Source organism: Virgibacillus oceani (genome assembly GCF_014638995.1).
GTDB lineage: Bacteria > Bacillota > Bacilli > Bacillales > Amphibacillaceae > Virgibacillus_E > Virgibacillus_E oceani.
Window position 1 is genome coordinate 567,023 of the sequence record NZ_BMFR01000001.1, and the last position, 12,608, is coordinate 579,630.

Consider the following 12,608-nt stretch of genomic DNA (forward strand, 5'->3'; position numbering starts at 1 on the left):
ATAGTAATACAAATTACGAAGATGGAGGAATTTAAATGCGCTACTTAACTGCAGGAGAGTCACATGGAAAACAATTAACAACAATTATTGAGGGTGTTCCTTCAAATATGCCAATAGTTAAAGAAGATATTAATGCCTCACTACTTCGAAGGCAAAAAGGGCACGGACGGGGCAAACGGATGCAAATTGAAAAGGATTTAGTTGAAATCACCAGTGGTATACGGCATGGTTATACATTGGGTTCACCAATTTCCTTAGTTATACATAATGATGACTTTAAGCATTGGTTAGATGTAATGGGAGAAGACCCAATAGAAGAAGGCACGAAAATCAGGAGAACAGTATCAAGACCTAGACCTGGCCACGCTGATCTGAATGGTGCATTAAAATATGGACATCGTGATATGCGAAATGTTCTTGAGCGCTCTTCAGCTAGAGAAACGGCCGCCCGAGTGGCAGCGGGAGCGGTAGCTAAAACACTATTGGAACAGCTGGGAATTGAAATTACGGCATATGTAAAAGAAATTGCGGGAATCGTAGCCAGTGATGATAGTTCGCTATCTATGGAAGAACGAATAACGATTGCCGAGGAGTCACCAGTACGAACCCTTGATAAAAATGTTGAAAAACCTATGATGGATGCAATAGATCAAGCCAAAAAAGAAGGAGACTCTATCGGTGGAGTAGTTGAGGTTTATGTGGAAGGTATGCCCGCTGGTGTTGGTTCATATGTACATTATGATCGTAAGCTTGATTCGAGAATTGCAGGCAGTGTTATAAGTATCAATGCATTTAAGGGTGTTGAGTTTGGAATTGGATTTGAAGCAGCAAGAAAAAATGGCAGCGAGGTTCATGATGAAATAGCTTGGAACAAACAAGAGGGATATTACCGAAAAACGAATCGCCTGGGTGGTTTTGAAGGTGGAATGACGACAGGAATGCCTATCGTAGTAAAAGGTGTTATGAAGCCAATTCCAACGTTATATAAACCATTACAGAGCGTTGATATTGAAACAAAAGAACCATTTAATGCAAGTGTTGAGCGTTCCGATTCATGTGCAGTACCCGCTGCATCTGTTGTTATGGAGCACATTGTAGCATTTGAATTAGCCCGTGCGATTACAGAACAATTCCCAAGTGATCAATTTCCTGTATTACAAAAGGCTGTTAAGGATTACCGTGAAGAAATAAGGTGTTTTTAGTGAAACAAATAACGATCAAAACGAGCACCCACTCGTACAATATTTATACGGGCAAGAATATAAGATTTAATGTAAAGGAATTCTTACCGAAGAAATACTCTTCTATATTAATTATTTCAGATGATACAGTCAATGGTCTGTATTTAGATGATGTTAAAGGAAGCTTTTCAGCGGATGAACAGGTTTTTCATTCTGTGATTCCATCTGGAGAAAGTTCTAAAAGCATCCATACGTATTATCAGCTGCAAACGGACGCGATTAAATTTGGTTTAGATAGGCAATCACTTATTATTGCACTTGGAGGTGGGGTCGTAGGAGATATTGCCGGATTTGCAGCATCTACTTATATGCGCGGCATTGATTATATCCAGATGCCGACGACAATTTTGGCACATGACAGCAGTGTCGGCGGGAAAGTAGCAATTAACCATGATTTAGGGAAAAACATGATTGGCAGTTTTTATCCCCCTGTGGCCGTTGTATACGATGTTCATACATTGCAATCACTAAGCGAACGGGAAATACGATCTGGTTATGCAGAACTCATAAAAGAGGCATTTATAGCAGACGAAGCATTTTTTCATACATTAATGTCAACAAAATTACATGAAATATCCGCTGAACAGCTGGAGATGCATTTACTAGAAGGAATAAAAATAAAAGCATCTATCGTTGAAAATGATGAAAAGGAAACTGGGATTCGAAAATATTTAAATTTTGGCCATACACTTGGTCATGCATTAGAAACGGAAAAGGGATATGGCACGCTAACACACGGGGAAGCGGTAGCCATTGGTACATTATTTGCGTTAAGGGTAAGCGAATCTGTTTTTACGAGCAATCTTCCATATGATATTTATTATGAATGGCTTAAAAATAACCACTATCCATTACATTTAGATCATTTAAATATCGAAAAAATTATTAAAATGATGAAGTCTGACAAAAAAGCAGTTAATAAACAAGTTCAGATGGTTTTGTTGCGAAATATTACTGAGCCAACTGTTGTTGAAGTGGATGATCAGGATCTTAAACAATTATTAGATATCTTTTTAAGAGAGTTGGTGAAAAATTGATACGTGGTTTAAGGGGAGCAACAACGGTTACGAAAAACGAAGAAAAGGAAATTCATACAAATACAAGATTACTTGTTGAAGAAATGGTGAGAAAAAATAACGTTGAAGTTGAATCAATATCCCACGTATTTATTTCTGTTACAAAAGATTTAAATGCCGGTTTTCCAGCTAAATCACTGCGGCAAATTGATGGGTGGACATATGTACCAGTTATGTGCATGACAGAGATAGATGTTCCGAACAGCCTTGCAATGTGTATCAGGGTCATGATGATTGTTAATACAGAAATAGAACAACAAGAAATTAAACACGTATTCCAGAACGGTGCAGTTAGTTTACGACCAGATTTAGTAAAATAAAGAGGTGAGTGAATTGAAAGGAAAACGTATTCTAAGTGAAATGACCCCGTACAAACAGGGAATGCAAATTGAGGAAGTAAAAAAAGAATATGGATTAAAGCGAATTGTGAAATTAGCCTCAAACGAAAATCCGTTTGGTTACTCTCGAAAGTTACAAGAACAATTACCAAACATGCTGCATGATTTTGAGATTTATCCTGATGGTCATACGGCTGAACTGAGAACAGCATTAGCTGAAAAATTACGAGTAAATGAAAATCAGCTTGTTTTTGGCAGTGGATCTGACGAGCTCGTACAATTAACCTGCAGGGCATTTTTGTATCCAGGTGTTAATACCGTAATGGCTAATCCTACTTTTCCTCAATATAAGCATAATGCGAAAATAGAGGGTGCGGAAATCAGAGAAATTCCGAATCACAATGGATATCACGATCTTGAAGCCATTTTCAATGCTATAGATGAAAACACGAGGGTTGTTTGGCTATGTTCACCTAATAATCCCACAGGTTGTCTGATTCCTAGGAGTGATTTTTATTCATTTATGGATAAATGTCCAAAAGACGTATTGGTTGTTTTGGACGAAGCGTATTACGAATATATAGAACCTGGTTTAGATCCGGATGCTATTAATAACATTAGCAATTATCCAAATCTATTAATACTTAGAACGTTTTCAAAGGCATACGGGTTGGCTGGATTGCGTATTGGCTACGGTGTTGGGTCCGAGCGATTAATTGCTAAGCTAAATGTTGTCAGAGGACCTTTTAATACGACATCCTATACTCAAAAAGCAGCATTGATTGCATTGCACGATGATTTATTTATTCAGGAAACGTATCAACAAAATAAGGTCATCAGAGAATCGTTTCAGCGTTTTTTGGATAACTTGGGTCTTTCTTATTACGATTCACATACTAACTTTTTGTGCGTGAAATTACCGGTATCTGGAAATGAAATGTTTGGCTATTTACTAAAGAACGGCTATATCGTAAGACCCGGGGAAGGAATAGGCTGCCCCAATTCTGTTCGAATAACCATTGGGAATAAAGAAGATATGATTAAGCTTCAGTCTATTATTCATGAATTTATAACGTCGTAGGTGATTTTATGGGGAAACGAAAAATATTAATGATTGGACTCGGTCTGATTGGTGGATCATTAGCAAAAAATCTAGCACAATCAGACAAAAATTATATTATTGGATACGATACAGACAAAAAAGCAATAGATTATGCCAAAATGAACGGGATAGTAGACGAGGTTAGTACGTCGTATAGTGAAGCAATTAAACAGTCAGATTTTGTGATACTTGGAACACCAATCTCTCAAACAATCGAAATTATGAAGAAAATAGATGGGGTTCGGATTGATCATAATGTGATCGTTACAGATGTTTCTTCCGTTAAAGAACCGATAATGGAAGCTGCAAAATCGTTATCGAATCACAACATAACATTTGTCGGCGGCCATCCAATGGCGGGTTCACATAAAAGAGGAATTACCGCTGCTAAAGGGCATTTATTTGAAAATGCTATATTTGTTTTAACACCATTGCTGAATTGTTCAAGCAAGCACTTAGAATCTCTGCAACAGTTATTAGAGAATACCAAGAGTCATTTTGTTATTTTACATCCAGATGAACACGATGAAATGACAGGTGTTGTTTCACATTTTCCACATTTAATTGCATCTTCACTTGTTCATCAAGCAAAAAAGTGGGAACATACTCACGCATATCTTCCAAAACTCGCAGCAGGAGGATTTCGCGATATAACCCGAATTGCTTCAAGCAATCCAGTGATGTGGCAGGATATTTTTTACCATAATAGAAGTAAAATGTCACAATTGCTGACAGATTGGATAGCAGAAATGAGTGAGTTAAAAAGGCTCCTTGAAAATAATGATAAAAATCGGATTATCAGCTACTTAGAGCAAGCAAAAGAATATAGAGACGGACTTGGGAAAAAAGAAAAAGGCGCCATACCTGCTTTTCATGATTTATACGTTGATATTCGAGACCAGTCAGGGGCAATAGCTACAGTTGTGCAATTGATTGCGACAGAGAACATAAGTATCAATAACATTGAAATACTGGAGATACGTGACGGAATAACTGGTGTTTTACGGTTAAGTTTTCCTACTAAGGATGCACAATTACAAAGCTATACCTTACTTGGGAAGCATGGATATGAATTGATGATAGATGAATAATGAATAGTCATAATAGGAAGAAGTGATACTTTATGAAGAATAAGGAACTATTTCCTAGTCCTAATCCCCTGTCCGGTGTGGTGAATGTACCTGGGGACAAATCAATATCCCATCGCGCGGTTATGTTTGGGTCGATGGCAACCGGTATAACACGGGTAGACAATTTTCTAGATGGGGAAGACTGTATGAGAACAGTGAATGCATTTCGATCATTAGGAGTTAGGATAAATAAAGAGGAATCAACTTTAATTATTCATGGAAATGGTGCCTCATCACTAGCGGAACCACTAACTCCACTATATTTTGGAAATTCGGGTACAACGGCGAGGCTAATGTTAGGTGTATTAGCTGCATTACCATTTTTTACTGCTGCGTATGGGGACAAATCGTTAACTAAACGCCCCATGGATAGGGTTGTAGATCCCTTGACACAAATGGGGGCATCCTTCGAAGGACGAAATAATGGATGCAACCTTCCATTAGCATTTCGGGGTGGCGGCCTCAAAGGTATCTGCTACACGCTTCCCGTTAAAAGTGCTCAAGTAAAATCTGCGGTCTTATTAGCTGGTCTATTTGCTGAAGGTGAGACGAAAGTGATTGAGAAAACCACAACAAGGGATCACACCGAGAATATGCTGCATGCTTTTGGTGCGGATATTACGAGAAATAAGAATCAAACTGTTATTACAAATAAAAAATCCTTAAAATCAGTTGATGTGTTTGTCCCGGGCGATATTTCATCTGCGGCTTTTTTTCTGGCTGCTGCTACAATTGTACCTGAAAGTACGATTACATTAAGAAATGTTGGGCTGAACGAAACTAGAACCGGGATTATTGATGTTATGGGAAATATGGGTGCAAAGCTTGAAATTACGAATGAACAAACTGTAAGTGGTGAACGGATTGGTGATATTACCGTTTCATACGGTGAGTTAAACGGTATTGTAATTGATGGAGACATTATACCTAGATTAATAGACGAAATTCCTGTTATTGCTCTTTTAGCAACACAGGCGGAAGGTACTACAATAATTCGGGATGCCAGTGAATTAAGATTTAAGGAAACGGATAGAATTGCAGCAGTTGTTGATGTATTATCCGCACTAGGAGCAAAAATAGAAGCCACCGATGACGGGATGATTATTCATGGTAAAACCAAATTAACGGGTGGACATGCTGCATCATATGATGATCACCGTATCGCCATGATGATTGCAATTGCCTCATTGATTACAGAGGGTAAAGTTATTTTGGATGATGAAGCATGTATTGCAATTTCATATCCCGATTTCTTTGACGATTTAAATTCGGTTATAGGCTGAAAATAGAAGAATCTGCATGGTGCGGATTCTTTTTTCTTTTTATGATATGTATGATAAAATCTATCATACAGTTTCAGTGTACGGTAGAGAGGGTGTTTCAAATGGAAACAATTATGAAGGCAGTAAATTTAATGGAGGCAAAAAAAACGAACGAAGCAATTGCGCTTTTAGAAGGTTTTTTGCCAATAGCAGATGAGGAAGAAAGATTTACAATTGCAGAATTATATATACAATGGGGGTTTCTCCAAGAAGCAAGTGTTATTTTAGATGAAATGCTGCAGCAGTATCCAAACGAAAGTGAATTAAAAGTTATGTTAGCTGATATATATATAGAGTTAGATAATGACGAACAAGCTATTAATTTACTAAATGATATTAGTGAAGATGACGAAGCATATTTACAAGCATTAATTCAGCTTGCTGATTTATATCAAGCACAGGGATTGTTTGAAGTAGCTGAACAGAAATTGTTAACTGCAAAACAAATGAACCCAAATGAACCAATCATCGATTTTGCTCTCGGGGAATTGCTATTCTCAACAGGGGATTATAAAAAGGCAATTACGTATTATGAAAAAATTATCGTGAAAACAAATGAAATAGCAAATGTTTCTATCAATGATCGTTTAGCAGAAGCATACGCAGCAACTGGCGAATATGAAAAAGCATTGGAAATTTTCCAAAGTATTGATAGTGAAAATTCCGATACATTATTTAAATATGGATTTACAGCCTCACAAGCTGGAAGACTCGATATTGCTATCAAGGCCTGGGAACAAGTTATCACACTTGATCCATATTATCATACCGTTTATTACCAATTGGCCAAAGCATATGAGGAAGAAGAATTACCTAAAGAAGCATATAATACAGCAAAAAAAGGATTACATGTAGATGAATTCAATAAAGAGTTATTTTTTTATGCAGGAACACTTGCACACCAACTGGATCACAATGAAGAAAGTGAAGAGTGGATTCGGCAGGCAGTAGCATTAGAACCTGATTATAAAGAAGCCGTTTTATTTTTAATTGAACTCTTAAAAGTTAGGGACAACCATGAAGGCATTATAGAGCTTATAAATGAAATTAAGCAGTACGGAGCAGAAGATGCACTTTATGAATGGGAAATTGCACGAGCGTATAATGAAATTGAGTCGTATAATAATGCATTAAATCATTACAAAGAAGCATATAATAATCTAAATCAAGATAGTGAATTTTTAAAAGAATTTGCATATTTCCTAACCGAAGAAGGGAGGACCAATGAGGCATTACCGATATTTAAAGCATATTTAAAACTACAGCCAGAGGACTTTGATACTGAGGAATTTTATAATCGATTAATTCAGTAAATCGATTGTAAATGCGAATAATAAATTCTATATGAATGTAAAGGAGGCAACTTAAGTGCAGACTCCTATTTCAGTACAAGATAAAAAAAGCTTTATCGATTGGTTTTTAAATCATTTTCAATTGAAAAAGAGAGAAAGTGTATGGATATTAAATTATTTAGTAAACCATGATGATCTGTTAACAAATGTCCATTTTATTAGAGAGGCAAGGTTTTGTCCAAGAGCAATTGTGATGAGCAGCCATTGCTCTGAAGAGGTACCTTTTCGTTTTTATAAGAACCAATTAGTGACTACTGATGCAGAAAAGTCATTTCACGATATCCGGTTAAATCAAAAAGAACCATTGTATATACAATTAAATTTTAAAAACGCAAATCAGAACGCTTTATATGTAGCTGTTTTAGAAGATAACCCATTTGTTCCGGAAGGCTTCTTTATTACGAAAAAGGATCAGGAGCTTGCTAAGAAGCTTTTAGATAATTCATTATATAATTATAAAAAGAAAAAACTTCAGGAACAAATTGATCGATCTTTAGATAACAAAGATCAGCAATTGTTTCTTAAATTAGCAGAACAGTTACATAAACTAGATGCAGACTATAGAAATCAGCCTAATTTGCTTAAGCAATAGGTTGATTTTTTTTGCATAAATAAGATAGACTTTATAAATATGATTCATAATTTTTGATAAGATGAACAAGAATAAAGAAAGAGGTTGACTGCAGCATGCAATGGATCAAAGAAGATGTAAAGCAATACATACAGGCCAAAGAATACGTTGATACGGTTATAGTTCCGTTGATTCCCTATCATCTATCGAAAGATTCGGAACTGGAAAAGAATGCATTTCAAAGTGAGGTGCTATCAATATTTGCAAAAGAGATTGAAAAAGAATTATCTGGACGAGTAATGTTATCTCCTAATTATTATTATTTAAAATCCGGCAGTAAGGAGGAAGAATTGAATCGAATTAATTCTTGGTCAGGTGATGCACGTACCCAACCATTTAATAATATATTTTTTGTCACATTTGATTCAGCTTGGAAAAAGGATGAACAAGCCTTGGATGGAACACTGATATGGCTTCCAGGTATACAATCCGGTGATTTAAAATCGAATGAATTGCATTCTTTTATTCACGATCAAGTTGAACAAATTGGTGAATATATAAAAAGCTATTGGTAAGGATAAACTATCATTTGCACAGGTCAATGTATGTTTTTGCGAAACTTTTGTAACAATGATGAATAAATATTGACCCAACAAATACTTTGCGCTATCATGGTAATGTCCTAGTAATCTGATTAAAATATATTTGTCCGTGATAAACGAATAGAGGGGGGAAAATCATGAGCGAAAAAAAGCAACAAGTATCCCGTCGACAATTTCTAAATTATACACTTACAGGAGTAGGTGGATTTATGGCAGCTGGAATGCTTGTTCCTATGTTACGTATGGCAGTTGATCCGGTTCTGCAAGAGTCCGCTGCAGGTGATTTAGTGAATGTAGGCTTGGCAGTAGAAGATATTACCAATGAACCACAGCGTGTCGATTGGAAAATTGATCAAGTAGATGCATGGTATGAATCTAAGGTTGGTAAATCTGCATGGGTTTATAAAAACGACAATGATGAGATTGTAGCACTTTCCCCAATTTGTAAGCACCTTGGTTGTGTTGTTTCTTGGGAAGGCAGTGAACAATTTCCAGACCAATTTTACTGCCCATGTCACGGCGGACGCTATCATAAGGATGGACAAAATATTCCTGGAACACCACCAACAGCTCCGTTAGACGTATATGAATCTAAAGTTGAAAATGGGATGTTATACCTTGGCATGGCACATCCAAGAGGGGAGGCGTAATAATCAATGCTACAAAAATTATATGATTGGATTGATGACCGTATCGATATTACGCCGTTATGGCGCGATATAGCGGATCATGAAGTACCAGAACATGTTAATCCTGCCCACCATTTCTCAGCTTTTGTATATTGTTTTGGGGGCTTAACATTTTTCGTTACAGTAATACAAATCTTATCGGGAATGTTTCTGACAATGTATTATGTTCCTGATATTGAAAATGCATGGAAATCTGTTTATTACTTACAAACAGAAGTTGCTCACGGTCAAATTGTACGAGGTATGCACCACTGGGGCGCAAGTGTTGTTATTGTAATGATATTTTTACATACTTTGCGCGTATTCTTCCAAGGCGCGTATAAAAAACCGCGTGAGCTTAACTGGATGGTAGGGGTATTATTATTTTTTGTAATGCTTGGTCTCGGTTTTACCGGTTACCTATTGCCGTGGGATAACAAAGCCTATTTCGCGACTCAAGTAGGACTGGAAATAGCTGAACAAGTACCATTTATTGGAGAACAAATAAAAATACTGCTTGCCGGTGATGCACATATTGTAGGAGCGCAAACATTAACAAGGTTCTTTGCAATCCACGTATTCTTCTTACCAGCAGCATTGTTTGGATTAATGGCCGTTCACTTTTTATTAATCCGTAAACAAGGTATTTCTGGACCACTATAAATAAAAGGAGGGGAAAGCTGTGCATAAGGGTAAAGGAATGAAATTCGTCGGTGATTCACGTATATCTGCAGAAAAGAAGGCGAATATGCCAAAAGATTATTCTGAATATCCTGGTAGAACAGAAGCTTTTTGGCCTAACTTCTTATTAAAAGAGTGGTTAGTTGGTGCTGTCTTTCTAATTGGATTTCTTTGTGTAACAATTGCGCATCCATCACCTTTGGAAGGGATGGCCGATCCAACAAATGCAAGTTATATACCATTGCCGGACTGGTACTTCTTGTTCTTATATGAACTATTAAAATACAAATTTGCAAGTGGACCATACATTTTATTTGGTATCCTTGTTATACCTGGACTAGCTTTTGGTGCATTATTCTTAGCGCCATTCTTAGATAAGGGACCAGGAAGAAGACCACATCAAAGACCGGTTGCAGTAGGTATGATGTTACTTGCTGTTGCATCAGTAATGTGGCTAACATATGAATCTGCAGAACATGTGGATTGGGAGGCACGTGCTGAAGCAAACAAACCTGTTGCTTCTGTTGAAGTTGATAAGGAAGATCCCGGATATAAAGTTTTTGAAAGCAACTGTATGTCTTGTCATGGTGATTCTTTACAAGGTGGAGCAGCAGCACCTTCATTAATTGGAATTGACCGCTCAGCAGAGGAAATAATGAAGATTGCACAAGAAGGTACTGGTTCTATGCCACCTGGCGTATTTAAAGGTACTGATGAAGAATTGAAGCAGTTAGCTGAATTCATTGTTTCGGTAAACGAACAAGCAAAATAAGAAATATCTTAGACACCTTTGCCATTTCAATTGGTGAAGGTGTCTTTATCTATTCCATGCTTTTTTAAGGGGTGCAACAGAGGGGATATTACTAATGTTTAAATACATCTTACATAATCGAACGTTTATATTTATTTTATTTATCATAAATTTACTTGGGACCATATATGGATATATTTGGTATGGAAGTCAATTAGCAATAACACCACCAGTTTTTCTTATTTTTGTACCCGATAGCCCAACTGCGAGTTTGTTTTTTACAATAGTGTTGTTTTTCTTTTTGTTTAATAAGAATGCCCCCTTTATCGAGGCTTTAGCCGTTATTACATTGTTTAAATATGGTGTATGGGCTGTTGTAATGAACATTTTAACTCTTATCGTCGATGGATCATTAAGCTGGCAAGGATACATGCTAATAGCCTCACATGGCGCAATGGCAATTCAAGGCTTACTGTATGCTCCATTTTATAAAATAAAATTGCGGCATATTATGGTTGCAGCAATATGGACTTTACACAATGATATAATTGATTATGTTTTTGAAATGATGCCAATTTATGGATCGTTAACGAATTATATGAATGAAATTGGGTATTTTACATTTTGGCTAAGCATTACATCCATCTTTATTGCCTATTTCCTAACAATTAACAACCATCAAATAAAGCCATAAGACGCTGTTATATATTTAAAGGAATCCTCATACATTAGTGATAGAACAATGTTATGGGGTGATCTCTATGAAGCAAAATAAAATAAAATTGGTTTCGGTGGCGATTGCAGTAATCATAGGGATTTTAGTTGTACCAATCGCAGCGTCCGCTTTCAATATAGCCGAACCAGTACACGATACGAATGCTAAAGACATGACACCGTTTTATTGGATGGTGGCAATTGTAGGAGGTTTAATCGCGGTTACATTAACTTATGTTAGCTGGAAAAAATATAAAGGTGACGAAAAAAAGCGTACAAATAATGATCCAAATAGTTGACTTAGATCTAGTTTTTGACTAAAATTGACCTTAAGGTAGTATATTTATACCAAACGATGGAGGTATGCAAATGCTAGGAGGACTTGGTGGATATTTAATATATATTGTCCTGTTAATGGCTATCCCAATATGGGCTCAATCAAAAGTAAAAAATACGTATAAAAAATATTCAAAAAAGGCAACTTCTTCTTATATGACAGGTGCGGAGGTTGCACGTAAAATATTAAATGACAATGGCATTTTCGATGTTCAGGTAGAAGAAACAAGAGGTATGCTGTCTGATCACTATGATCCGCGTAAAAAAGTTGTAAGACTTTCAAGCGGTAACTATCATGGACAATCGATGGCATCATCAGCAATCGCCGCCCATGAGGTTGGCCATGCTATCCAAGATGCAGAATCATATGCATTTTTACGTTTTAGACATGCCTTAGTACCGATAGCCAGTTTTGGATCAAATATATCTTTCATATTAATCTTAGCTGGGTTTATATTAGGTATGCTGAATTTAGCTCTAATCGGTATTGTTTTAATGTCCGCTGCAGTGCTGTTCCAGTTAGTTACATTGCCAGTTGAGTTTGATGCGTCCAATAGAGCGATGGCACAACTGGTTTCAACTGGTGTAATTAGAAATAACGAGGAGCGCGAAACCAAGAAAGTATTAAATGCCGCGGCCTTAACATATGTTGCAGCCGCATTAGTAGCTGTTGCAGAATTAGTGAGATTCATTTTAATGTTTGTTGCGGCTAGTGACGATTAAT

General features: G+C 36.7%; 15 protein-coding genes. All 15 read left to right on the plus strand.

Annotation, left to right across the window (positions count from 1 at the left end; all coding sequences use genetic code 11):
- Positions 1 to 35: 35 nt before the first annotated feature.
- Positions 36 to 1,202 carry a chorismate synthase gene (gene aroC, locus IEV74_RS03085; protein WP_188453862.1) on the plus strand — a complete coding sequence of 389 codons (1,167 nt, stop codon included), beginning with the start codon at positions 36 to 38 and terminating at the stop codon, positions 1,200 to 1,202.
- Positions 1,202 to 2,278 (plus strand): 3-dehydroquinate synthase, encoded by a 1,077-nt coding sequence (gene aroB / locus IEV74_RS03090; protein ID WP_188453863.1) that lies wholly within the window; start codon positions 1,202 to 1,204, stop codon positions 2,276 to 2,278. Before aroC ends, aroB begins: the two co-directional genes overlap by 1 nt.
- On the plus strand, positions 2,275 to 2,637 hold the full coding sequence (gene aroH, locus IEV74_RS03095) for a chorismate mutase (protein WP_188453864.1): 363 nt from the start codon (positions 2,275 to 2,277) through the stop codon (positions 2,635 to 2,637). Before aroB ends, aroH begins: the two co-directional genes overlap by 4 nt.
- A 13-nt stretch (positions 2,638 to 2,650) precedes the next feature.
- A complete protein-coding gene (hisC, locus tag IEV74_RS03100; protein WP_188453865.1) occupies positions 2,651 to 3,736 on the plus strand; it encodes a histidinol-phosphate transaminase in 1,086 nt (361 codons plus the stop codon).
- A gap of 8 nt (positions 3,737 to 3,744) precedes the next feature.
- Positions 3,745 to 4,848, plus strand: coding sequence for a prephenate dehydrogenase (locus IEV74_RS03105; RefSeq protein ID WP_188453866.1), 1,104 nt, complete (start codon positions 3,745 to 3,747; stop codon positions 4,846 to 4,848).
- 32 nt (positions 4,849 to 4,880) lie between these two features.
- Positions 4,881 to 6,170: a 3-phosphoshikimate 1-carboxyvinyltransferase gene (aroA, locus tag IEV74_RS03110; protein ID WP_188453867.1), complete on the plus strand. Its 1,290-nt coding sequence runs from the start codon at positions 4,881 to 4,883 to the stop codon at positions 6,168 to 6,170.
- Between the two features lie 101 nt (positions 6,171 to 6,271).
- Positions 6,272 to 7,522: a tetratricopeptide repeat protein gene (locus IEV74_RS03115; RefSeq protein ID WP_188453868.1), complete on the plus strand. Its 1,251-nt coding sequence runs from the start codon at positions 6,272 to 6,274 to the stop codon at positions 7,520 to 7,522.
- A 55-nt stretch (positions 7,523 to 7,577) separates the two neighbouring features.
- Positions 7,578 to 8,153, plus strand: a complete 576-nt coding sequence (locus IEV74_RS03120; RefSeq protein WP_188453869.1) for a ReoY family proteolytic degradation factor — start codon at positions 7,578 to 7,580, stop codon at positions 8,151 to 8,153.
- 95 nt (positions 8,154 to 8,248) lie between these two features.
- Positions 8,249 to 8,707: a YpiF family protein gene (locus IEV74_RS03125; RefSeq protein ID WP_188453870.1), complete on the plus strand. Its 459-nt coding sequence runs from the start codon at positions 8,249 to 8,251 to the stop codon at positions 8,705 to 8,707.
- 164 nt (positions 8,708 to 8,871) lie between these two features.
- The gene (locus IEV74_RS03130; RefSeq protein ID WP_188453871.1) at positions 8,872 to 9,384 is read left to right on the plus strand and encodes a QcrA and Rieske domain-containing protein; all 513 of its coding nucleotides are present in this window, start codon (positions 8,872 to 8,874) and stop codon (positions 9,382 to 9,384) included.
- A 6-nt stretch (positions 9,385 to 9,390) separates the two neighbouring features.
- Positions 9,391 to 10,065 carry a menaquinol-cytochrome c reductase cytochrome b subunit gene (qcrB, locus tag IEV74_RS03135; RefSeq protein ID WP_188453872.1) on the plus strand — a complete coding sequence of 225 codons (675 nt, stop codon included), beginning with the start codon at positions 9,391 to 9,393 and terminating at the stop codon, positions 10,063 to 10,065.
- A 19-nt stretch (positions 10,066 to 10,084) separates the two neighbouring features.
- Complete coding sequence (locus IEV74_RS03140; protein WP_188453873.1) at positions 10,085 to 10,855, plus strand: menaquinol-cytochrome c reductase cytochrome b/c subunit; 771 nt, start codon at positions 10,085 to 10,087, stop codon at positions 10,853 to 10,855.
- Positions 10,856 to 10,949: 94 nt separating this feature from the next.
- Complete coding sequence (gene lhaT, locus IEV74_RS03145) at positions 10,950 to 11,528, plus strand: lipoprotein heptaprenylglyceryl N-acetyltransferase LhaT (RefSeq protein ID WP_188453874.1); 579 nt, start codon at positions 10,950 to 10,952, stop codon at positions 11,526 to 11,528.
- Positions 11,529 to 11,595: 67 nt separating this feature from the next.
- A complete protein-coding gene (locus tag IEV74_RS03150) occupies positions 11,596 to 11,847 on the plus strand; it encodes a sporulation protein YpjB (RefSeq protein WP_188453875.1) in 252 nt (83 codons plus the stop codon).
- Positions 11,848 to 11,917: 70 nt separating this feature from the next.
- Positions 11,918 to 12,607 (plus strand): zinc metallopeptidase, encoded by a 690-nt coding sequence (locus IEV74_RS03155; RefSeq protein ID WP_188453876.1) that lies wholly within the window; start codon positions 11,918 to 11,920, stop codon positions 12,605 to 12,607.
- Position 12,608: the final 1 nt, after the last annotated feature.

Excerpts from the sequence above, each read along its gene's own strand:
- IEV74_RS03105 (WP_188453866.1), top strand. The coding sequence starts at position 3,745 with ATGGGGAAACGAAAAATATTAATGATTGGACTCGGTCTGATTGGTGGA.
- aroC (WP_188453862.1), top strand. The coding sequence starts at position 36 with ATGCGCTACTTAACTGCAGGAGAGTCACATGGAAAACAATTAACAACA.
- IEV74_RS03150 (WP_188453875.1), top strand. The coding sequence starts at position 11,596 with ATGAAGCAAAATAAAATAAAATTGGTTTCGGTGGCGATTGCAGTAATC.
- IEV74_RS03125 (WP_188453870.1), top strand. The coding sequence starts at position 8,249 with ATGCAATGGATCAAAGAAGATGTAAAGCAATACATACAGGCCAAAGAA.
- IEV74_RS03130 (WP_188453871.1), top strand. The coding sequence starts at position 8,872 with ATGAGCGAAAAAAAGCAACAAGTATCCCGTCGACAATTTCTAAATTAT.
- IEV74_RS03155 (WP_188453876.1), top strand. The coding sequence starts at position 11,918 with ATGCTAGGAGGACTTGGTGGATATTTAATATATATTGTCCTGTTAATG.
- aroA (WP_188453867.1), top strand. The coding sequence starts at position 4,881 with ATGAAGAATAAGGAACTATTTCCTAGTCCTAATCCCCTGTCCGGTGTG.
- IEV74_RS03115 (WP_188453868.1), top strand. The coding sequence starts at position 6,272 with ATGGAAACAATTATGAAGGCAGTAAATTTAATGGAGGCAAAAAAAACG.
- qcrB (WP_188453872.1), top strand. The coding sequence starts at position 9,391 with ATGCTACAAAAATTATATGATTGGATTGATGACCGTATCGATATTACG.
- lhaT (WP_188453874.1), top strand. The coding sequence starts at position 10,950 with ATGTTTAAATACATCTTACATAATCGAACGTTTATATTTATTTTATTT.